This is a genomic window from Nonomuraea sp. NPDC004354 (genome assembly GCF_053602555.1).
On sequence record NZ_JBSGDV010000003.1, the window covers coordinates 675,227 to 695,896 of the forward strand.

Annotated in this window: 20 protein-coding genes and 1 pseudogene; 10 read left to right on the forward strand and 11 right to left on the reverse strand. The window is 67.9% G+C overall.

Features of this window, described 5'->3' with window-relative positions:
• The first annotated feature begins 28 nt into the window (after positions 1-28).
• Positions 29-2,125, forward strand: a complete 2,097-nt coding sequence (locus tag ACWENQ_RS13870) for a hypothetical protein (RefSeq protein WP_452414378.1) — start codon at positions 29-31, stop codon at positions 2,123-2,125.
• Positions 2,126-2,489: 364 nt separating this feature from the next.
• Here the strand turns inward: ACWENQ_RS13870 and ACWENQ_RS13875 are convergent, their stop codons facing one another.
• Positions 2,490-3,158, reverse strand: a complete 669-nt coding sequence (locus tag ACWENQ_RS13875; protein WP_452414380.1) for a restriction endonuclease — start codon at positions 3,156-3,158, stop codon at positions 2,490-2,492.
• 648 nt (positions 3,159-3,806) lie between these two features.
• A complete protein-coding gene (locus ACWENQ_RS13880) occupies positions 3,807-4,178 on the reverse strand; it encodes a DUF5997 family protein (RefSeq protein WP_354904903.1) in 372 nt (123 codons plus the stop codon).
• Between the two features lie 55 nt (positions 4,179-4,233).
• On the opposite strand from ACWENQ_RS13880, the gene ACWENQ_RS13885 reads away from it, so the two are divergent.
• A complete protein-coding gene (locus ACWENQ_RS13885) occupies positions 4,234-4,962 on the forward strand; it encodes a LysR family substrate-binding domain-containing protein (protein WP_452414381.1) in 729 nt (242 codons plus the stop codon).
• Positions 4,963-5,069: 107 nt separating this feature from the next.
• Here the strand turns inward: ACWENQ_RS13885 and ACWENQ_RS13890 are convergent, their stop codons facing one another.
• Together ACWENQ_RS13890 and ACWENQ_RS13895 are read right to left on the reverse strand one after the other, a co-directional pair.
• Positions 5,070-5,900, reverse strand: a complete 831-nt coding sequence (locus ACWENQ_RS13890; RefSeq protein WP_452414382.1) for an SDR family oxidoreductase — start codon at positions 5,898-5,900, stop codon at positions 5,070-5,072.
• A gap of 239 nt (positions 5,901-6,139) precedes the next feature.
• Positions 6,140-6,622, reverse strand: coding sequence for a CHRD domain-containing protein (locus ACWENQ_RS13895; RefSeq protein WP_354904914.1), 483 nt, complete (start codon positions 6,620-6,622; stop codon positions 6,140-6,142).
• Positions 6,623-6,982: 360 nt separating this feature from the next.
• Between ACWENQ_RS13895 and ACWENQ_RS13900 the strand changes: the two are divergent.
• Positions 6,983-7,198 (forward strand): annotated as a pseudogene (locus ACWENQ_RS13900) (class I SAM-dependent methyltransferase); the annotation flags it as partial.
• Between the two features lie 26 nt (positions 7,199-7,224).
• The gene (locus ACWENQ_RS13905) at positions 7,225-7,461 is read left to right on the forward strand and encodes a hypothetical protein (protein ID WP_452414384.1); all 237 of its coding nucleotides are present in this window, start codon (positions 7,225-7,227) and stop codon (positions 7,459-7,461) included.
• A 40-nt stretch (positions 7,462-7,501) separates the two neighbouring features.
• Here ACWENQ_RS13905 and ACWENQ_RS13910 read toward each other — a convergent pair whose 3' ends face one another.
• The 3 genes from ACWENQ_RS13910 to ACWENQ_RS13920 form a co-directional block, all read right to left on the reverse strand.
• Positions 7,502-8,293 (reverse strand): alpha/beta fold hydrolase, encoded by a 792-nt coding sequence (locus tag ACWENQ_RS13910; RefSeq protein ID WP_452414386.1) that lies wholly within the window; start codon positions 8,291-8,293, stop codon positions 7,502-7,504.
• Between the two features lie 140 nt (positions 8,294-8,433).
• Positions 8,434-9,384, reverse strand: a complete 951-nt coding sequence (locus ACWENQ_RS13915) for an alpha/beta fold hydrolase (RefSeq protein ID WP_452414387.1) — start codon at positions 9,382-9,384, stop codon at positions 8,434-8,436.
• Between the two features lie 141 nt (positions 9,385-9,525).
• Positions 9,526-10,194: a TetR/AcrR family transcriptional regulator gene (locus ACWENQ_RS13920; protein WP_449928015.1), complete on the reverse strand. Its 669-nt coding sequence runs from the start codon at positions 10,192-10,194 to the stop codon at positions 9,526-9,528.
• A gap of 85 nt (positions 10,195-10,279) precedes the next feature.
• On the opposite strand from ACWENQ_RS13920, the gene ACWENQ_RS13925 reads away from it, so the two are divergent.
• From ACWENQ_RS13925 to ACWENQ_RS13935, 3 genes are all read left to right on the forward strand, one after another.
• Complete coding sequence (locus ACWENQ_RS13925; protein ID WP_452414389.1) at positions 10,280-10,786, forward strand: anthrone oxygenase family protein; 507 nt, start codon at positions 10,280-10,282, stop codon at positions 10,784-10,786.
• Positions 10,787-10,807: 21 nt separating this feature from the next.
• Positions 10,808-11,458 (forward strand): hypothetical protein, encoded by a 651-nt coding sequence (locus tag ACWENQ_RS13930; protein ID WP_452414390.1) that lies wholly within the window; start codon positions 10,808-10,810, stop codon positions 11,456-11,458.
• A gap of 109 nt (positions 11,459-11,567) precedes the next feature.
• Entirely contained in the window at positions 11,568-11,714 is a 147-nt protein-coding gene (locus ACWENQ_RS13935) for a hypothetical protein (RefSeq protein ID WP_452414392.1), read from the forward strand.
• 533 nt (positions 11,715-12,247) lie between these two features.
• Here ACWENQ_RS13935 and ACWENQ_RS13940 read toward each other — a convergent pair.
• Together ACWENQ_RS13940 and ACWENQ_RS13945 are read right to left on the reverse strand one after the other, a co-directional pair.
• A complete protein-coding gene (locus ACWENQ_RS13940) occupies positions 12,248-13,516 on the reverse strand; it encodes a hypothetical protein (protein ID WP_452414394.1) in 1,269 nt (422 codons plus the stop codon).
• Positions 13,517-14,316: 800 nt separating this feature from the next.
• On the reverse strand, positions 14,317-14,646 hold the full coding sequence (locus ACWENQ_RS13945) for a WhiB family transcriptional regulator (protein WP_452414529.1): 330 nt from the start codon (positions 14,644-14,646) through the stop codon (positions 14,317-14,319).
• Between the two features lie 956 nt (positions 14,647-15,602).
• Between ACWENQ_RS13945 and ACWENQ_RS13950 the strand changes: the two genes are divergently transcribed.
• Positions 15,603-17,045, forward strand: coding sequence for an ATP-binding protein (locus ACWENQ_RS13950; protein WP_449927997.1), 1,443 nt, complete (start codon positions 15,603-15,605; stop codon positions 17,043-17,045).
• A 339-nt stretch (positions 17,046-17,384) separates the two neighbouring features.
• Here the strand turns inward: ACWENQ_RS13950 and ACWENQ_RS13955 are convergent, their stop codons facing one another.
• A complete protein-coding gene (locus ACWENQ_RS13955) occupies positions 17,385-18,191 on the reverse strand; it encodes a UTRA domain-containing protein (protein ID WP_449927995.1) in 807 nt (268 codons plus the stop codon).
• 247 nt (positions 18,192-18,438) lie between these two features.
• Between ACWENQ_RS13955 and ACWENQ_RS13960 the strand changes: the two genes are divergently transcribed.
• Positions 18,439-18,750, forward strand: coding sequence for a hypothetical protein (locus ACWENQ_RS13960; RefSeq protein ID WP_449927993.1), 312 nt, complete (start codon positions 18,439-18,441; stop codon positions 18,748-18,750).
• A complete protein-coding gene (locus ACWENQ_RS13965; protein WP_449927991.1) occupies positions 18,747-19,193 on the forward strand; it encodes a hypothetical protein in 447 nt (148 codons plus the stop codon). The genes ACWENQ_RS13960 and ACWENQ_RS13965 overlap by 4 nt, the downstream gene beginning before the upstream one ends.
• Before the next feature lie 492 nt (positions 19,194-19,685).
• On the opposite strand, the gene ACWENQ_RS13970 is transcribed toward ACWENQ_RS13965, so the two are convergent.
• On the reverse strand, positions 19,686-20,591 hold the full coding sequence (locus ACWENQ_RS13970) for a GntR family transcriptional regulator (RefSeq protein ID WP_449927989.1): 906 nt from the start codon (positions 20,589-20,591) through the stop codon (positions 19,686-19,688).
• Positions 20,592-20,670: the final 79 nt, after the last annotated feature.

The window sequence follows — 20,670 nt, forward strand, 5'->3', positions numbered from 1 at the left end:
CCACATGTCCACCCTCTATCGTTCCTCCGTGGAAGATCTCATCATTGCCCGGCGCCTGCGTGTTCCCGTCGGCGCCGCGGGGGACGGCACGCCCGGCTGGGGAGAGGCGGCCGCCCGGCAGCTCGACGCGGCGCTGCTCAGCGTCGGCTTCACCTGCTCGCCGGCGTTGCTCGACCGCCTGGCGGGGCTGCCCGGCGAGCAGGTGATCGACCTGGGCGTGCGTGTCCTCGCCGCGGTCCGCCGCCTGGTCGGCGACCACGTCGAGCACAACGCCTACTTCATCGACTTCCCCAGGAACGTCCCGGACACCCTGGAGTTCTGGGCCGGGCTGCTGCGCGAGGCCATGCTCGACCCGGTCGCCGCCACCCGGCTGCGGCCGGACGTCCTCAACCTGCTCGACCTGCCGCGATACGGCGGCTACCAGCACACCTACGCCGACCTGCTGGCCGCGCACGCCGAGCTGGTCCCCCTGGCCCGCGACCGGGTGACCGTGCTGGAGCTGGGCGGCAGCCTGCGCGACGAAGCGCGGGAGCTCTACCTCTCGCTGGCCGGCTCCGAGGTCCCGCTCGCCGCCGAGGACCTGGCCGCCCTGCGCGAGCTGGCCGCCTTCTGCGCCGACGAGCGGCCCGAGCGCGTCCCGGTACGCGAGAACCGGGCCGTCATCAACGAGGTACGGCTGGCGGCCGGGCAGCCGCTGCTCGTCGACACCGTGACAGACGTGCTCCGGCTGGCCTGCGCCTGCTCCGGCGGCGACGTCACCCTGACCACCCCCACCCGCCTGCGCTCCTTCCGCCGTGCCGAACGCCGCATCCTGCTGGCCGCCCTGGACACCGTCCCGCCGGCCAAGCACGGGGACGTGCAGCGCCACCGGGAGCAGTGGAAGCGGCTCGGCGAGCGGCTGCACCCCCACGAGTACCCGCAGTTCCCCCGGGCGGCCCAGGTCTTCGAGGTGGCCAGGGGTGCGCGCAAGGCGGCGGGCTTCGACAGCCGGGTCGAGGCCGCGCTGGCCGCGGGCCGTACCGAGGAGGCCCTCTCGCTGCTGGAGAACACGCCCGGCGCGCTGCTGCGCCGCCTCGACCACCTGCTGCGCGTGAGCGGCGGCTCCGCCGTCCTGGAGGCAGCGCGGCGGTCGGCCGCACGCGCCTCCGGCCGCGTGCTGCTCTCCCTGCGCGAGCACCTGCAGAACCGGCTCGCCCCCGCGGACCGGGTCTTCACCAACCGGTACGGCAGGGCCTGGACGACCCCCGACGTCCGCCCCCCGCTCGACGAGGAGGTCCTCGGTCAGCTGCTCGCCCACCTGGACGAGGAGATCTCCAGCCGCCTGCCCGACCCCGGCGAGCTGATCGTCGACCCGGCCGTGCTCGACGTGGCGCTGCCCCTGTCGGGCAAGGCCGTCAGCCCCGGGCTCGGCATGCTGCCGCGCGGTTCGCTGTCACCCGTGGACGGCGAGCTGCTCCGGTTCTTCGTGCACTGGCGCCAGGCCGAACGGCGTACCGACTACGACCTGTCCGCGCTCATGCTCGACGCCACCTACGACAACCCGACGCACATCTCGTGGACGGCCTACGCCAACGGCTACGCGACCTACTCGGGCGATCTCACCGACGCCACCGACGGCGCCTCGGAGTTCATCGACATCCGCCTGTCCGACGCCACCCAGCCGATCATCATCCCCCAGGTCAACATCTACGCGGGCGAGCGGTTCGACGAGGCGGCCGAGGCGTTCTTCGGCTACATGACCAGGGACGCCGCGCAGGAAGGCAGGCCGTTCGAGCCGCGTACCGTGCGGATGAAGTCCGACCTGCGCGGTTCCGGCCGTATCGCGCTGCCCCTGGCCTTCCTGCGCGGCGACGACGGCGCGTGGCGGGTGAAGTGGCTGCACCTGTCCATGTCCGGCCACCCGGCGTTCAACCAGGTCGAGGGCAACCGGGTCACCGCGTCGCTGCTCGTGCGCTCGATCGTGGAGCGCGACCAGCTCCGGGTCGGCTACCTGGCCGGCTTGCTGCGGGCCAAGGCCTCCCAGGGCGGGCACACCACGTACATCGGGCTGGAGGCGCCCGCCGACCTCCCGGCCGGGGCGCGGGTCTACACGCCCGCCACGCTGCACGAGCTCATCCCGGCCTGATACCGTGGCGATCGCAAGGCCATGGGAGAGCTTCCTTCTCACCTCATTGGAACCGGGCGGCCCGCACGGGCGCCGGTCTGGATCTAGCTCTCCCGCCTTCCTTGCGCTCCGGCGGGTGCGGCCATTCGTGGGCTTCCTTCTCTCCTGGTTCGATTCCAGGGAGGCCCCAGTGGGCCTTCTGGCGTTTCTAGCTCGCGAGCACCCCGCACCCGCTGGGGCAGGCGAACCGGTCCGCTTCGACCACGGCTGAGCAGCAAGCTCGGCATCCTGAGCGGATCGGCCGCCGGTCGCGAGGAGTCGCGAGCGGATCGGCAGCCGGTCGGCAGGGGTCGGGAGCGGATCGGCAGCGGATCGGCGGCGACCCTCAGCCCACGAGTTCGTCCCCCTCGACCAGCCGCCCCGCGGGCCGTACCGGCAGCAGCGAGATCGTCCCCAGTAACCAGTCCGCCAGCCGGTCGCGCTCGACCAGGATCAGCGGCTGCCTGGCCGCCAGCGCCTCCTGGCGGGCCTGCCGGCTGAGCCGACCGGAAGTGATCAGGACGCCGGTGTGTCCGGCGAAGGTGTTGGCCAGCGCCCCGAGGAAGTTGCGAACCTCCGGCGCGCCGACGGTCTTGCTGTAGCGCTTGCACTGGACGGCGTAGCGCCCATGCCCCGGGGCCACGGCGGTGATGTCCACCCCGCCGTCACCGCTGCGGCCCCGCTCACGGACCTGGCGGAACCCGTCGGTGATCATCCGTTCGGCGACCAGGTGCTCGAACTGGGTGCCGGTCATCCGGTCGACCTTCTCCAACTCGGCGTTCGCCGCCAGGAACCGCACGCGTGCCGCCTGGATGATCCGGTAGCGGAGCACGAGGCCGCCGCCGAAGAGCACCGACAGCAGGCCGGCCAGCGCCACTGCCCAACCCGGGTGGGCACGGGCGAACTGGACCACCAGCGCGACCACCACGACCGCGGCGATCAGTCCTAAGATCCACAGATCGCCGATGCCGCGTCGCCTGCCCTTGCCCCTGCCTCGCCTGGATCCCCTCGCCATGGGTTCCTCCCTGATGGACGGTTGTGGAGACGAGTGTGAGCAACGGCTACGACAGAACCGACCCGTGCCTGTCGCGTTCTGGTACGGCTGACGCCTTCTGGGTCTTCTGAGACGGAAGTTCCGACCGGAGAGCCGGAACCGGAGGACCGGATACCACCCTTCTGCCCGGACTGAACCCCGGCAGCCCGCCTCCGGCCGACACCGGCAACAGCCAAGGCCGGTGCCGTGGCGCGAGCGGCGCCCAGATGGAACAGAGCGTCGCCAGGACGCTCCTGGCATCCCAATGACCGCCTTCAGCGCAGGCGGGTCGCGTCGCCCGCTTCAGCGCAGGCCGGGTCGCATCGCCCGCTCGGCCACCCGGTGTGGTCGGCGACCGGGACCGTCTACCGGCACCAGATCCATCCGGTGTACAGGGGTTCGCCGGCAGGCGCGTCACAGCGTATCGGCTGACGGCATCGGCTCCAGCGGAAGCGCCCCGGCAAGGTCAGCCTTCCGCACGGGACACCGCACGTCATCGGCGAACAGCGCTCCTCTCGCCCGGCCGGTGGCACGTGAACGCACCAGGGCCCCGCGCGGGGAGTCACCGTCGCCGATGATCAAGGATGTCCGGGCTCGTCTCGGGTCGGAGACGTGCAGGATCTCAGCTGTCTAGCGTTGCTTGAGGCGGAGTGCTTCTTTGCGGGTCTCGGCCTGGATGGACCGCTCGCGCTCCAGCCACGCCGGGTTCTCTTCCTTCAGCGCGTCGATCTCAGCGGTGGTGAGCGGCCCGGTGATCCCGCCTCTGGTCAGGCCGGAAATGGAGACCCCGAGCTTCGCGGCGACGACCTGCTTGGGGTGCGGGCCGTTGCGGCGCAGGTCAGCGAGCCAGGCGGGTGGCGTCGACTGCAACTCGTTCAGCTCGTCCCTGGAGACGACACCCGCCTGGAAATCGGCGGGAGTGGCCGAGAAGAGGACACCCAGCTTCTTGGCCGCCGTCTCCGGCTTCATCGTCTGGATGGTCTTCCGTTTGGGCGAGGTCATGGCGTCAAGAGTAGTCAGTCGGAAGGGGTTCCCCTGACGTCGGTACCCTGAGGAAGTGACTGATGGGGAGAGCGGCAGGGCGTTCCGGCTGGCGTACGTGCCCGGGGTGACACCCGCGAAATGGGTCAACACCTGGACCGAGAGGATGCCCGGTGTGCCGATCACCCTGGTCGCGGTCCCCGTCGCCGAGGCGGTGGGACTCCTGCGGGACGGCGGCGCCGACGCCGGATTCGTCAGGCTGCCGGTCGACCGTGACGGGCTCAGCGTGATTCCGCTCTACGTGGAGACCACGGTGGTCGTGGTGCCCAAGGACCACGCGGTGGCCGCCGTCGATGAGGTGGCCATCGCCGACCTGACCGACGACGAGGTGTTCCATCCTCTGGATGACACCATCGAGTGGACGGTCCGGCCCGGGCTGCCCGCGTTCACCCGCCCGGACACGACGGCGGACGCGGTCACCCTGGTGGCGGCCGGCACCGGGCTTCTCCTGGTGCCGCAGTCGCTGGCACGCCTCCACCACCGCAGGGATCTCACCTACCGGCCGGTGCTGGACGCGCCGCAGTCCCAGGTCGCGCTGGCCTGGCCCACGGACGCGACCACTGACCTGGTGGAAGAGTTCATCGGCATCGTCCGCGGCCGGACAGTGAACAGCTCGCGCGGCCGTACCCCCGCCCCTCCTGCGGAGAAACCGGCACGGCGGCAGGCACCGAAACCCGCCCAGAACGGCTCCGGCCGCCGGGCCGTACCGGCGAGCCGTAAGAGGAAGGGCCACCGCCCCCGGTGACCCGCAGCCTGCTCTGATCTGGAAATTGCAGCTCGATCAAATCCAGCACTCCGGCAACCTGGCGATCCCGCAGGCCGGCTGCCCTGCTTTTCAGACTGGGGTCGCGATCATCGCCGGCCGTCGCCGAGAAATTGCCGCGCGCCGCGCAACGTGGTCCGAAGCCGCCGCTGAGTCATGGCACAGTCCAAGCGCACGTCTGTCGGACCGGGCAAGCCGGTGTCCGCCCGCCGGCCTGTAGGCAACCGGTCCGCGTCGAGGCCATCGCGGCGAGCGATGAGCAGCCCGAGCTCGTATCGGCTGACGGCATCGGCTCCGGCGACATGGTGGACACCCCGGTGCTCGGAGGCGGCAAGTTCCAGAAGCGCCGCAGCGAGATCAGCCTTGTGCACGGGACACCGCACGTCATCGGTGAACAGCGCTCCTTTCGACCTACCGGTGGCAAGTGCATGCACCAGGACCTCGTGCGAGGAGTCGCCGTCGCCGATGATCAAGGACGTCCGGGCTGTCACCGCAGCAGGCACGATCGCGTTCACCGCTGTCTCGGCGGCGGCTTTGGCCGCGCCGTACGGGCTGATCGGGTCAGGGACGCACGTCTCGTCGTAGCGAATCGCGGCACCCGAGAAGACCGCGTCGCTCGAGACGTGGACGAGGCGTCCACCTTCCCTGGACACAGCCAGAGCCACGTGCGCCGCGCCGGTCGCCGTGGTCGTCCAATCCGTCTGCCGAAAAGCAGCGTTGATGACCACCTCTGGCCGGAATGCGCCGATCAGCACATCGACGTCCTCTCGCCGGCGCACGTCGAGCGGCAGCCACTCAAGACCGGCGGTCTCCCCAGGCCGGGTCAGATAGGTGGCAGCCACCTCGTGCCCGGCGAGCAGACACTGTCGAACGAGTTCGCGGCCCAGAAAGCCACTGCCGCCGACGATGAGGGTCCTCATGGCCGGCCACCATAGACCAGCCGCTCCGAGGCATGGCGCTGATGCTCATCGACATGTCGAAACCAGTTGATCGCCACCGGCGCCCGAACGGCGCACGGATGGTGCCGCTTCACGGGCACGAAGTCCGTGAAGCGGTCACTTGACGTCATCGAGCAAGCGCTGGCCGGTGCCCGTACGGCCGGCCGCGTTGGGCGGGTGACCGAAGGATCTCTCCGCGGACACCGCAGGGCCAGGATTCGTCAGACGGCTTCGGTGAGCTGGCCACGGATGGCGCCATCCGGGAACTCCGCGTTGTGGACGTTGGTGTAGAACTGGCTCGGGTTCTGGAGGATGGCATGCAGTTCGTCGCGGGTCAGCGTGGTGGCGGCGTTGTCGGCCGTCTGGTGCTTCACGGCGCGAATGCAGTCGCTCGCGAAGCCCCGGGTGGGCGCCTGCAACGTCACCACGATCGGACCCGCCACACCCACCCTTCCTTCATGGATGTGCGCCGCGGTCGCGGGCTGGATGTTGTGGGCGGTGATGACGTAGCAGAGCGACCGTCCGCTCACCCTCCAGGCGAAGATCCCCACGCCGTCCGGATCGCCGGGACCGGGAACCTCCTGGGCACCGGTCATCTCGACGAACTGGTAGGGCGACGGGTCGTGTGCGGTCGCGCCGGCGGTACCGGAGAAGACGGCCGCTACCGCGGCGAGTGCCGGAATCAGGATAAGTGACTTGATCATGACAAGCCTCCTTTGATAACTATGAGTAGTGATGAATCACTTTGCGTAGTGTTTCCGGGCTCTGTCGGATCGAAACCGCGCTGTCACGACGGGGATCGTCAAGGAGGCGCCATGACCGACGACGACCTGGTGGCGGCCTGGAGGCGAGATCAGCCGGGGGCTCGAAGGCAGTACGGCCAGTGATGCGGCAAGGAGACCTGGCAGGTCGAACGGGCCGTGGAACGGTTGGGGAGTAACTCGTTCGCCCGCGGTGCGCGGCTCACGATCACACGGGAGCTGCTCGCCTACTACGGACAGGACAGGGAGCACGGTCGGCTTCGCGCAGGGCGTGACCGGTTGGAGTTCTGGCGGACACAAGATGTGCTGCGCCGGTTGCTGCGGCCCGCTCCGGCCCGGGTGCTGGACGTGGGTGGCGGCACCGGGGTGCACGCCGAGTGGCTGGTCGCCGACGGCTACGAGGTCGAGCTGCTGGATCCGGTCCCGCTGCACGTGGAGCGGGCCGCAGAGCTGGCCGGGATGACGGCGCGGCTGGGCGACGCACGGGAGCTTCCGGTGCCGGACGCGAGCGGGACGCGGTCCTGCTGCTGGGCCCGCTCTACCACTTGGCCGAGCGCGCCGACCGGGTTCGGGCGCTGGCCGAGGCTCGGCGTGCCGTACGGCCCGGCGGGCTGGTGGCCGCCGCGACCATCAACCGATTCGCAGCCGTGCACGACACGGTCTACATGGGCTCGTACACCGAGGAGCGGCAGCGGGAGACGGCGCACGCGGCCGCGAAGGACGGGATCATGCTCTCGATGCCCAGCGCTCGATGGAGTCCGTCCCGTCACTGCTGGGAGTGAGCGGCCACCTGCTCACCGTCGCCTGGCGGCCCGGCCCGCACTAGAGCAGTCCTGGGCGATCAGCGCATACCTCCGTCTCCAGGAAGTTCGAGATCTCCTTCGCGACGACGTCGGGCATCTCGAGACCACACAGGTGGCCAAGCTCGCTCAGCAGGACCGCACGGCCTCCGGGGATGCGCCGCACGTCGTCGAGCTGCTTGGCTTGATCCACGACGACGTCCTTCCCGCCGAGGATGTAGCAGGTCGGTACGCGTATCTCGGACAGCTCGCCGGCCTGGCTTGTCAGCGCGCCGCCGGCCAGCCAGCCGTGCCACATCTGTTCGGTGACGGTCAGCATGCTGCTTGTCAGACTCGACGTCTTCGACGGGTCCACGGAGATCGCCGCCACGCCTTGCGTGAGGGCTTCGGCATCGCCGTACGCGGCATCGAAACCGGCGATCACCTCGTCCCCGGCAGTCGTCCCCGCGGCGTTCCACGGAACGACACCGACCAGCGCGCGCACCTCGTCCGGGTGGTCAAGCGCGATACGCACCGCGATCGCACCGCCAAGGGAATAGCCGACCAGGCAGTAAGCGCCGCCGCCCGCGTCGTTGATCGCTTCGTTGATCGCTTCGTGCAGCGTCTCGGCCAGCGTGGGCAGCCTCCCGTCCGCCGGCGCGCGTACGGACCGGCCATGACCGGGCAGGTCGAAGATCAGGACGCGGAACCCGCTCAGGTGTCGCGCGATTCCGTTCATGAGGTCAGCCGAGGCGCCGAATCCCGGCAACATGACAAGTGTCAGAGGGCCCTGGCCGTGTTCCTCCCAGTGAATACCTGAACCGGCGTGTGGCATCGCGATCTCCTAGCCTCGACGAAGTCTGTTGTCGTCGGCGTACACGTACGGCTTGAGCACATCGGCCAGATCCACCCGCACCGCAGCCCGGTCCCGCTGTGCCGGCGGCACCGGGTCCCGCCATGGGCGCATCGTCTCGTTCAGTGCGCCTGGGCGGTGTGGCTCGCGGTGAAGGCCAGAAGAAGCGCGGCGGTCCGCGGCGGATCCTCCATGATGGGCGAGTGCCCGATGCCGGGCAGCAACTCGACTTTCGCGCCCGGAACGGCGCGGTATTCGGCGGCGGAGGAGGATCGCCATCTCCGGTCCTCCTCACCGAAGATCACCAGCAGCGGCTTGCCGAGGGGGATCAGCCGATCGGGGAGCGCGCGCTGATTCACGTAGTCGTCGCCGGTCTGCGTTGTCGCGATGAAGGCGTGGTAGGTCATACCGCGCACGTCGTCCACGACCGCCTGCGGGACCTGGTAGCCGGGGCGGCTGAACGCGGTGCTCGCGGCGTTGCGGATCAGGCTGTCGGTCCGAAGCCGCCACAGCAGTTGCCCGATGACGGGCTCGTACAGGAGCTCGCCGACGCCGCCGCTTGAGATGGCGGCGGCCAAACGGGGCGCGGTGTCGATGAGCACGAGCGAGGTCACCAGGTCGGGGCGTTGCTCGGCGAGAGCGGTGGCGACCGCGCCACCGGTGGAATGGCCGACCACTGAGGCGTGCTTGACCCCGAGCCGGTCCATTGCCTCACCGACCCGGCGTCCCTGCTCCGGCATCCCGTAGCCGCCGCCGGCCGGTTTGGCTGACCGGCCGTGCCCGAGCAGGTCGATCCGGATGACGCGATGGGACTTGGTCAGCAGCGGAACGAGCGCGTCCCACGAGCGGGTCGACGCGGCGACCCCGTGGATCAGTACGAGTGCGGGGGCATCGGGGGGGCCGTCCTGGCGCACGTAGATGTTCCCGCCGTCGAGGGGCAGGGTCGGATTCCCGCTGGCCTCGATGCCCTCCCGCGTCACCACCACCGCGTTCACGAGAAGCAGTCCTACGACGACGAAGAGGACGGCCGAGGCGATCAGGAGGCGCCGCCGGCGCCGTGCCACGCTGCTCACGTCAGCCCACCGGTGCGGAAACCGCAGATCGGCGGCGTGGAAACAGCGGGGTCGTCGAACCCCAGGGACATAATCATGGGCCTACTGTCGCCGCGGGTGCGCACCGGCGGCTTGTACAAATGTTCCGGCCAACCGATCCGTTCAACCATGCGGGTGTTCGAGGAGGGCCGCCGCGAGCATGGCGGCGAGCCACTCCTCGTACTCGGCTTCACTCCATGCGCACACCTCGGTCAGCTTCTCGAAGTTCTCCGTCGAGGTGAGGACATAGATCCGCTCGGCCGCTCTGGCCGCGGGAAGGCCCGGGCGCAACGCGCCAAGAGCGTGCAGATGTTCGGCCGGTCCGCGGCTTCCCATCAGCCTTTCGCGTTCGATGCCGGCCAGGACGTCCTGGAGCCCCGTGTCGGCCGGAGAGGCGGCGGCCGCCGCGCGCAGGACCCGATGCACGGGCTGGACGCGCCGGAGGACCGCGGTGGCCATGGCGGCGTACCGGGCCAGCTTGCGTACAGGGTCCGGCTCGTCGATGATCGCCTGGACCTCGGGGCGGGCGCTCTGCGGCAGGGGCCGGGCGTCCCCGGCCAGCGTGATGTCGTAGACGAGCTTGGCCAGTGCGGGTTTGCCGCCGGGGCAGGACGTGTACAGCGTCTGTACGGCCACGCCGGCTTCACGCGCCACTTCGGCCATCGTGGTGTCGGCGTAGCCCTTGCCGATCATCAGTTCCCGCGCCGCCGTCGCGATCTTCCGCCGCGTGGCCTGCGCGTGCTCCTGGCGCAGGGCGCTGGAGTAGGCGCGTCGCTTCTTCTGCTCAGTCATCGGTAGCCATGATTTCATTGACTAGAGACTCTTCTAATGAAAAAGTGCAATTCTAATTGAATCCTCGCCGGGGGAAGGACGCACCGTGTCCCTGGTTCTCACCGCGTCCAGGATGGTCGCGCTGTTACTGGTCGGCCTGTACGCAGGCGGTGTCTTCTTCGTGGTGATCGCCCCGTCCGTGACCCGGATGCCGGGGCCCGCGTACGTCAGGTACTGGCAGGCGCTCAACGTCGACTACGGCCGTGGCATGCCACCGCTCCTTCTGGCCGGCATCGCGGCGATGTTCGTCGTGTCGGTCCTGTCGTGGCGGCGCGGATGGCTCGTCTTCGGCGTCAGCTCGGCCGCCCTGATCCTGGTGATCCTCGCGGTCTGCCTCACCCTGGCAGGCATGGAACCTCTCAACCAGATCGCGAACAGCTGGGATCCCGACCGGTTGCCCGCCGACTGGCACGAGAGCCGACAACGGTGGGTCAACCTGCACCTCGTCCGAACGGCACTCGCCCTCGCGGCGTTCGCGTGCCTGATCATCGGCCAAGGCGTCGATCGCGCCGGGCCAGAGCACCTTGTTGCGCCCGGGCAGGCTGAGCGTTGATCGCGTCGCATCGCCGAAGGCATGCTCGCGATCCGTTCCCCCGCCCTTCCGCAGACCGAGAAGGGAAATCCACATGGCACGATCCGCCTCATTGACCATGCCGGCGCTTTCACCGAGAACGGCGACCAGGTGATGGCCAAGTCGTTCGTTGCCGTCGTCGCCCTGTCCGCGGCCCTGCTCGCCGCTTGCGGGTCGCCGTCCACCGACGCGGTGGGCGAAGCGGCCGCCGACCGGCCGCAACCGGCGGCGGACGGGTGCCCGCTCACGCCCGAGGCCCTCACCGAGGCCACCTCCTTGCGGTGGGAACTGAAGGAGAGGCGCAACGCGTACCCGCTGGAGACAGCAGAGTCGATCAAGGCGACGGTCTGCCTCTTCACATCGGCCGACGCCCCGCAGGAAGGCTCCGATCCGCTGACGATGCGGGTCGACCTGGTGGAGGGCGCGGACTCCGCCACCGTCAGGAAGAGCTTCACCGACACCTGCACCGAGAACGGCGGCAGCGTTCGGGACTCGTCCGGGGCGCTGATCTGCGACAGGAACGGCTCGGTCGTGGAAGGACTCGCCGGCGCCGGAGACCGGGCGATCAACGTCTACTGGGTCAATGCCGACACGTCCACGGCGGCCAAGTTCACCCCCGTCTTCGGCCGGATCCTCGCCGCAGTCGCCGACTAGGCCCAACCGCGATCTTCGATCAAAGGCTCGAACGGCACCGCGCGGCTCGTCGCCAAGGTGGTCAGCCTGGACGGCGCCGACGCCTGGTCGATGTGGGCACGGTTGCCGGATGAGGACCGCGCCGTGCTCGGCGAGCTGCGGTTTCGTCAAGAACCTGTCCGTGGGATTCCGGACGTACCGCTGGCTCGCCGACGACCGGTTCGACCCCGACCTGTTCGACCTGGTCGAGCACATGTCGCCGAGTAAGCACTGCTGAGCCGCATCGGCGCGGACCACCGATCACCGGCCGGCGAACTCCCAGAAGAAGATCACGAAATATGTCACTTTCACAATGGCCTCACTGGCGGCCGCCGCTCTGACCATCGCCACTCCGCCCCTCTCCGCCACCACGCTCACTGCTTCAGGACCGAACACCTGCCTGGTCGGCTACGCGTGCAACACGCTCATGGCATGACGATCATGCTCCTCCCACACGTCACCATTTGCAGGCGCCGGCGCACAACTTGTCGAGATCGATCACGGACATGCAGGCCCCGGAAAGGGCGTACGCTGTACGGCGACCGGTGAGGCGCATGGATCTTGCGAGGTTGCTGTGGGCGGCGGGGCGGCTTCCCATGGGCGCGGGAAGCCGCTGTCAGTTTGAGAGCCTTACGTATGTCGGCGGGCAGGAGTGGCTGTCTCATATCTTCCGACACCGCAGGCGTTGCACGCTCACACTCCGGGATTGGTACCGCAGTGTCTTCACCGCCAGACTGGGTGGACCTCGCGGGTCCGCCCAGTAGGTTCGGGTCAGTTGCCGATGTTGGGTAGGGTGCGCACTCCGATGGTCCTATACGCCGTGCTGCCTCGCCCTATTGTGCCGCCATCCCATGACACCTGGTAGGTGATGTCTCCAGCGTCGGGTGGGGTGTCGGAGAAGGTGAACGTCCCGTCGGCGGCGGTTGTGACGTTGGGAAGCGTTACTGTGGGTTTGGTTCTTGACCTGCGGGAGACCGAAAGCGTCTGCGCTCCAGAGCTGGCGTCGCCGGAAAGTACGAGCTGTCCGGTCAGGGTGATCGGATCTCCCAGTGTTACGCTCGACGGGCCCGCCAGGGTCAGCGTGGACGCTGGAAGCGTTGCTTTGTGTACACGCCAGAGCAGCAGTTTGCCGGTGCGGGCATCACGCATCACGCTGAACAGGTCGTTGCCGGAGAAGGTGAGACTTCCCTGGATCGCATCTCCTGTTGTGCTGGGGTATGTGGGCCCCTCTTGTCCTGTGGCCGGATCGTACAGGGTGACGGTTACACGACCGGATGGTTTGATCGTGCCAGCGAGATGTGTTCCTTCAGGCGACAGCGCCAGGCTTACCGCGTAGCCGGGGAATGTCTCGGGGTCACCGTACGCACGAACCTTGGTCAGGGTCGTTGTGTCCCAAGCGAGGAACGGGTCCGTACCACCGAAGGACGTGATGAACGTAGCCCCATCTGAAGTGATGACGAGGTCACCGAGGAAGCCCTGGCCATCGTGTTCATGCCCGTTGATGGTGCCGTGCAGGGTGGGGGTGCCGTCGTTCACGTCGTACACGTACAGGTCGGACGGGCCCAGACCGGTCACGCCGGCCACCAGTTTGTCGCCTGCGGCGGCGAGCAGTGGAGCACCATTGGATGAGATGTCAAACGGCGTGGGCTGCGGTGCGGTCGCTGACAGGTCGAGGCCGAGGAACCCACTGCCCCATTGAGAGGGGCACCCGAATCCCACCCACAGCTGGGCGCCATTCAGAGCCAGGCTGGCTGGGCATGGGTAGGCCGACAAGTCAATCCGGCGGGTGATGCCGAGGGTTTCAGTGTTGATCTCAACGACCTCACGTGAGCCGCTCAGCGCCGCATAGAGGCGATTGCCGTCGGGCGTGATGGCGAGGGCTGCCGCTTCGTCGAGACCCGTGATCGCTCCGGTGGGTGTGCCGCTGGTGTTGGCGACAACGATTCGATCGCTTGCGGCTACGAAGACTTTGCCGCCGCCGGCGGCGATGTCGCCTGCGCCAGTGACGTCACCTAGGGGGGTGAGGGAGTCGGCGGCCATGACTGGGGATGCTTGGGCGACGACTACGCCGGCCATCAGCGTGAGGGCGCCGCATAGCGCTGCGAGGCGCCGGGTGATGAGCGCGAGCTTTGGTCTGTGTGGTGCGCTACTGGCTAACCGTCGCGAAAAGGACACACGGGCCTCCCGGATCACCACTGAAGGGAACATGGGTTCGACAATAGCGGGGGAGACTTCCATGATCCAGTGGACGTCAGACGGCACTATTCAGTCCCGACGAGGCCGCCGCGTGTAAGCGTCCCACCGTCCCGTGTGTCCCCAGTGCCGCTATCGATCGCCGCAGAGCAACCCTCAGGTTGCTACCGCGTCTTCCTCTAGCGCAGGACGGGTGTCTGCTGATGCTTGCTCGGCGAGCCAGGCACGGGCGTTGCGCTTGGCCACCCAGCGCCCGATGGGCTTTCCTCGTTGTGTCTCGAGGAGATGGGTAGGCAGTAGCGCGGGACCAGCGAGTTCCTCGACATCCGGTCATTGGTCTTCTCCGATATGGCGGCGCCACGCACGCGGCCGACCAGCCGCCCATAGAGCTCGCGGCCGAGGGCGGATTGGTGTATGCCCGAGACCACCAGGTGGTGTGCAGGGTGCGGGACAGGTCGACGATCTCACCGCATGCGGGTCATCTCCGCGATGAATTTCTCCCGCTCAAGAGAGCCAGCGAACGGATTGCGCGTAGTGAGGCCGCCTAGATGATTGATTCCACGGGCTGAGGATTCCGAGTCTGGCTGCGAACATGCAGCGAGGGTATCGATCTCAGGGCGGGCAACCGTCTCCCTGTGCGCTCTCCGCTACCGCCGGTGCCGCCCTGAGGCGCGCTCGTCCTCGTTGAGGCCACCCCACAGACCGTCCTTCTCAGGGGTGTGCAGGGCGTATTCGAGGCAGTCGCGGCGGACCGGGCACCAGCGGCACACAGCCTTCCCCTCACGCTCGCGGGCGTCCCGCTCTGACGGTTGCTCCCCTGCCGCGCCGAAGAACAGATAAGAACAGCTATAGGTCCTCGCCGCGGCAGGCGGCGCGCGAGTGCCACCTCCACTCAGCCACGAGCGCCCTCCGTCCGGAATTGTCCTGACTCGTCCGGTTGGTCGCCGAACGCCAGCACCACCGCCAGCACCTCCCAGGCGACCGCGGCAACGACGTGAGGGGCTGTGTGAATGACGCCGCCCTGCATGTGCAGCGCTGCGTCAACGACCAGGCGATCGGGTCGTCGAGCCCGCCCGAGGCGCGCAGGGCGGCGGCCCGTGCTCCGCGTACGCAGACATGTCGGCGTACGCCTGGCCGCGGATGTGGTCGCGGTGCGCCTCGATGTGGCGGACCACCGAAGCGGCCCCCGATCTTCCCGTCTACCTCGTCCCACATGCAATGCAGCGGATCAAAGGCAAGGGTCAAGGTGGAGCGCCTCACTGGACGAACGACCTTGGCTCCCTGGCCTTGAGCGTGGCGGCACGAGCTGTTGCCGTCCGAGACCATCCTCACTCCGGATGCCCGGGTGGGCGGACAAGCGTCGGGCCACTCGGCTGACGATGACGGATCTCCAGGAGTGCTTGCCCGCGTCGGGTAATGGCACGCTAATGGCACGAAGCCCGGTAGCAAGATCGCTACCGGGCTTCTTTGTGCTGGTGGGCGGTACTGGGGTTCGAACCAGTGACCCCTCGCTTGTAAGGCATGCCAGGAGAAGCCGGGATCTTGGGTGACGCGGGTTCTCGCCTCGGCAAACGTTCCGCCCAAATCCTCGGCTGTCCACGCTCGCCTCTGGCCGTTGTCACTCAGATAGGCACTCTGCGGGACGACGTGGCCGTGTTCCAGATGGGCCGTCCCCCGGCGAACGGGCGGTGGCGGCGGCTTTGAGAGGACTGACAAGGGCGCTCGATCAGGAGGATGGTGACGTCGGCGGCGCCGGATGGAGCGCCTCGGCATCACGTCGATCGGGAACTCGTCAGGCCGCGCGATGCTTGGACGGTCGGCTCCGGAATGCCGGACTCTCTGGGCGGCTACGGGTCTGGGGCGCCGGATCGGAACAGAATGAAATATAACCAGAACCCGAGTAAATGTAACCAGTCCATGGTTACATTTACCTATGAGCCAGCACGTGCACGAGTTGGTCGCACGTCTCCGCACGACCGGGGGCGACTACGACGATGTCGAGGTCAAGTCGGCGGCAGGAGGGCTGCCGCAGTCGCTCGCCTCAACTCTGAGCGCGCTCGCAAACCATCCAGGCGGCGGGACGATCATCCTCGGGCTCGACGAGGCCACCGGCTTTCGTCCGGTCCAGCTGTCAGATCCGCAAGCTCTCAAGCAGGGCCTCGCTCACAAGGCGAGGTCGTTCTCGCCGCCTGTTCAGCTCACGATCAGCGACGCAGAAGTGGATGGGGCGCCGATCATCGTCGCCAGAGTGCATGAATGCGATCCGTCAGCCAAGCCGTGTCGGATCACGGCGTCGGGCACGGCATACATGCGGGGGTATGACGGGGACTTCCCACTGTCGGATTTGGAAGAGCAGGCATTCCTTGCCGCCCGTAAGCCACCGCTCTTCGACCGGCAACCCGTGACAGGAGCCACCCGCGAGGACCTGGACGGCGACCTTGTCACAGCATTCCTACGTTCGGTGCGCGAACGGGATCCCCACGGCCTCGGCCGTTTCCCTGACGATGTCGAGTTGCTCCGGCGTGCTGGAGTGACTCTGCCCGACGGCACTCCGACCGTTGCAGGTCTGTTGGCTTTGGGGGTCCATCCGCAGGAGTGGTTTCCGCGCTTCGTCATCCAGGCTACGGCGGAGCCATTGCCGACCGATCCCGCAGGATCGCGAGCTCGGAATCAGACGACGATCACTGGGGCCATTCCGCGGATGCTGGAAGACGCCCTGCGCTGGGCGCGGCGAACCTTTGACACCAGCGTCGTGTCGGCTCCGGACGGGACCGTTCGTGATCAGCCCGCATATCCATACATCGCCTTCCGCGAGATCATCGCGAACGCTCTTATCCATCGCGACCTCGATCATTGGTCGGCTGGCATGGCCGTAGAGGTTCGGCTCCGCCGTGACCGGTTGATCGTCTCCAACCCGGGCGGTCTGTACGGCATCACGGTCGATCGGCTCGGCCGGGATGCCGTCACCTCCGCACGCAATGCGCGACTCGTTGCGATCTGCCAACACGCTCGCACGCCAGAAACAGGCGCGCGAGTGATCGAGGCGCTGGCAACCGGCATTCCGATCGTGGCCAACGCCCTGGCAGAGGCCGAGCTCCCACCTGCGCATTACATCGACGCCGCCATCCGATTCACTGTCGTCCTACGGCAGCAGGCAGTTCCCGTCATCCGCCCGGGCTCCGACCTGAACGAGACGGAGCTACGCGTCTACGACGCCCTGGCGGCCGGGACACGCAGTGTCGCTGACCTCAAGCAGGAACTGAACCTGTCCGCACCCAACATCCGCAAGGCACTCCGCGAACTGAGATCGAGAGGACTCGTCGAGCAACTGGGGGGCCAAGGACGGTCAACAACCTACCGGAGACTCTCGGAATAGGGGATGCTGATGTCCTTGCACGCCGGTTCGCCCAGCCGGACAAGACAGGCCTGATGCCCAGGAGTTGGCCAGTTGGGCGACGACTGATCAGGCCAATCTCGCCGATGACGGCGAAACCCGCTTGCGCGGGCGAATGACCCGACAGCCCCGAAGGGTGATCGCCACGGGGTTTCTGATGCAGGTGGGCGGTACTGGGTTCGAACCAGTGACCCCTCGCTTGTAAGGCAGCCTGGGCGAGCGCTGGATCACCTCGGATTCCTGCGCTCACCTGCGGTTACGGTCCAGGGTGATCCTCTATCGTCCATGGTCGTCCAAGGCGATTGTCACCCAGTTAGTCACTCAGAATTCGTCGTATCCGGAGACCTGTCCGATCGGGAAGATGTGCCGGTTGGCGGCGCAGATTGTCTCCAGGACGTGGATGGGCGTGCCCTCGGTGGAGTAGCTCGCCCGGAGGACCTGGACGATCCACTCGCTGGGCTCAAGCTCCAACGTCTCCCGCTCGAAGGGTGTCGGCGGCCTGGCGGTCAGGTTCTCCTCCGCGTGGCCGAACGTGTAGCCGAGTGCGGTCAAGGCTGACTGCAACGACGGCTGCACAAACTCGGGCTCAGCCAGCCTGGTATCGCCGAACAGGTCGGCGCGAAAGTAGCTGGTCGCGATTCTCACCGGCACGTCGTTGGCCAACATCATCTTTCGTCTCGCAACGATCTCCGCGCCCGGTTCGGTACGGAGGCAAGCCGCTACATGATCACTGGCGGGCTCCAGCCCGACGTACAGCATCCGCCGGTCGGCCTTGAGCCCCTGCCGCTCGGCCTCTGCGAGGAAGAGCGACTTCGAGCCTCGTACGGCTGGCTCGGTCGGCAACGCTCGCTGGACCAGCACCCTGGGGGCCGGAGACGCTGGCCCTTCTGGTGCGCGGGCCGCTGGCCCTCTCCTCATCTGCGAGATGCGGCCGGGAGACACGCCCAAGCGCCCGGCGATCTCTTCCAAACTCATGCCGGACTCGCGTGCCTCGGCGATCGCCTGGCGTCGCATCTTCGCCGCCTCGGTGACCAAACCCTGTTCCTCGGTCATGAGCCGACTGAGGATGCGGGCTCGTTCCACGGGGTCGCTCATCTGGGCGACTTCCCTCAGCGTCTTCAGATCCATCCGGGCAATGCCTCCTCAGCGACTGACGAGAGCCGGTTTTAGCCCCCCTATTGCGAGGGCTAAGGCCAGGTTCTACTCTCGACTTTAGCCCCCCTAAAGTGGGGGACTAAGTAGGACCCCCGCCATGGGAGCACGGTGCTGGAACACCGCCCACAACGGGGGTCCAGAACGCATCGAGAGCTTTGGGGCGTCAACGATGCAGAACCAGATTACTGCCGTGCCCAGGAACGGCAAGGAGTCACAAGCAGTGCTATCGGCAGACATACTGCGCGGCGCACTGCTGCGAGAGCACGACATACCGGCGGACACGCACGACGGGTACGGCATGGCGCTCGTCTCCGTCTGGGTCGGGCTGGTGGTGTGGTGCGACGGCGAGTGGTTCTGGTGGCGGTCGGGATGGGACGAGCGTCGCAAGCGTGCCGTCTACGCCTGCCACCCTGCGACCGACCCGTCACGCGCCGCTCGGCGGATCGCCTTCCGCTACGCCGATCTTCGGCGGACAGGGCCGTTGTCGGCCGTATCTGAAGACATGGGGACAGCGAGCAAGGCGCCGAGGTGACACCGCCTTGGTACACGCCAGGCGCGCGGGCCAAGATCGTGTACTTGCTGCACAGCCCTGCCCGCACCCGCGCTTCCGGCGCGTGGCTGGTGGGGCAGCGCGGCACCGTCGTCATGGTCCTGCGCAGCGGCACTCTTGCCCTGCTCGAACTGGACGACGCGGCCGACCGCCTGCCGGGTGGCATCCGACGGTGGCCGGTTCACTGGGATGACTTGCTCGTGTACGGCACGCAACCGGGAGCGGCCGACCCTACCGACGTCTACCGACTCGGGGTGTCCGGCGTAGGGCTGCACCTGGTGCAGCATGCCGTACCGCCTGACGCGACAGTCGGCCTGTGCGGAGAGCCAGCGTCCCCGCTGCCGGTGTGCGGCTGGTCGATGCCGTTCTCATCCACAGTCGCACGAGCCTGCCCGGTCTGTGTTCATCTGGCGGAGACCTGGTGAGCGTCGGGTCGGTTCTTCCCACGGCCACTCTTCCCCCCGCCCCCGATAGCTGCCAGATTGTGTGGCCCGACCGAGGTGTCCACTCCGTCTTCGGATGCCGTTGTGGTGCGGCTTCCACGTGGCCTTCACCCATGGCGCAGAGACGGAGTTGACGCCGACCGAGGGACACGAACAATGCGGTGTCGGGGGCGGGGTACGGACCTCAGCCCGTGATAGATGCGTCTTCGGAGTGGAGCGGCCGGCGCGCATGCGAAGCACCCCGTAGGGGCCGCGTAGCGGTGGGGGCCGGCGGCGGAACGACCATCAACTCACTGCCTGGACGGAGAACTATGCGTGGTCTGTGCTTGTTGGTCGTCACGCCGCCAGGAGCGGGGGCGGTGCGCGCCGGGACCGGCCCCCAAGGCCGCACGCCCGGCGCGCAGGCCGCCCGGAGCGGGCGGCGGCGTGGCGAGCGGAGCGAGCCCTTGACCCAGTAAAGAAACTCTGAGCCACCTACAGCGCGAGCACGATCGGGCCGTCCGGGCTCATCTCCGGCCATCCGGTCTGCTCGTCGGTCGCGGGCTGGCTGTGGGTGTGGTCGACGGCGGCTTCGCTGATGGTGGTGGTCTCGAACTCTTCGGCGGCGGCTTTGATCTCGGTGGCCTCCAGCGGCTGGCCGTCGCGGCTGAGCATGATGCGACGGATCAGCAGGATGGGCGCTCCGACTTCCAGACGCAGGCGCAGGCGTTCGGTCTCGTACGGCATGCGGGCGGTGACGGTGGTGAACCACTCGATCGGGCCCCGGTCGGCCTGGATCAGCTCGTAGAACGGTTCATGCCTGGGCTGGACGCGGCCGTTCCTCTTCACAGGTGGGGGGATGACATCGGCGTTGGTGTAGGAGTTGACCTCGATGAAGCGCTTCTTGACGTGCATCCACAGGTTGAGCCGGTGCACGACCTTGTGGCCGAGGCGGGTGCCGAGCATCGCGGCGATCTCGCGGTTGGCGGGGATGGTGAGGGAGCGGCCGTAGATCTCGCCGCCTTGGCCGTCGTCCTCGCCGGGGATGGGCAGGCGGAGCCACCCCCAGGACTGGTTGATCTCGTTGAAGCGCAGGTCCACCAGGTCAGGGCGGGGCTCGGCACCGAGCAGGATCAGGAACCGGTCGGGGATGGTGCGGACGAAGGTGCCGCGTCCGCGCACGATGGTGACCAGTCCTTCGAGGACCAGGGTCTTGAGGGCCTGGCGGACGGTGGGGCGGGAGACGCTGTAGCGGCTGGCGAGCTGGGTCTCGCTGGGCAGCGGGCTGCCCGGGGTGTAGTGGCCGTCGAGGATGTCGGCGCGCAGGGCCGAGGCGATCACGCGCCAGATCGAGTCATCGATCTGCCCGAGGGGCTCGTCGGGAATGTCGTCGAATTCCATGCACTTTCCTTTCACTCGTCTCTCCACTTGTACTACAGGGTGACGTACCATCAAAGCATGACGCAACTTGTACTACATG

Bases quoted from the DNA above. Each gene is read 5' to 3' on its own strand.
- ACWENQ_RS13895 (WP_354904914.1), bottom strand. From the start codon at position 6,622: ATGATCAAGTCACTTATCCTGATTCCGGCACTCGCCGCGGTAGCGGCC.
- ACWENQ_RS13880 (WP_354904903.1), bottom strand. From the start codon at position 4,178: ATGACCTCGCCCAAACGGAAGACCATCCAGACGATGAAGCCGGAGACG.
- ACWENQ_RS13910 (WP_452414386.1), bottom strand. From the start codon at position 8,293: ATGCCACACGCCGGTTCAGGTATTCACTGGGAGGAACACGGCCAGGGC.
- ACWENQ_RS13955 (WP_449927995.1), bottom strand. From the start codon at position 18,191: ATGGATCTGAAGACGCTGAGGGAAGTCGCCCAGATGAGCGACCCCGTG.
- ACWENQ_RS13970 (WP_449927989.1), bottom strand. From the start codon at position 20,591: ATGGAATTCGACGACATTCCCGACGAGCCCCTCGGGCAGATCGATGAC.
- ACWENQ_RS13890 (WP_452414382.1), bottom strand. From the start codon at position 5,900: ATGAGGACCCTCATCGTCGGCGGCAGTGGCTTTCTGGGCCGCGAACTC.
- ACWENQ_RS13930 (WP_452414390.1), top strand. From the start codon at position 10,808: ATGCTCGCGATCCGTTCCCCCGCCCTTCCGCAGACCGAGAAGGGAAAT.
- ACWENQ_RS13940 (WP_452414394.1), bottom strand. From the start codon at position 13,516: ATGGCCGCCGACTCCCTCACCCCCCTAGGTGACGTCACTGGCGCAGGC.
- ACWENQ_RS13920 (WP_449928015.1), bottom strand. From the start codon at position 10,194: ATGACTGAGCAGAAGAAGCGACGCGCCTACTCCAGCGCCCTGCGCCAG.
- ACWENQ_RS13875 (WP_452414380.1), bottom strand. From the start codon at position 3,158: ATGGCGAGGGGATCCAGGCGAGGCAGGGGCAAGGGCAGGCGACGCGGC.
- ACWENQ_RS13950 (WP_449927997.1), top strand. From the start codon at position 15,603: ATGAGCCAGCACGTGCACGAGTTGGTCGCACGTCTCCGCACGACCGGG.
- ACWENQ_RS13935 (WP_452414392.1), top strand. From the start codon at position 11,568: ATGAGGACCGCGCCGTGCTCGGCGAGCTGCGGTTTCGTCAAGAACCTG.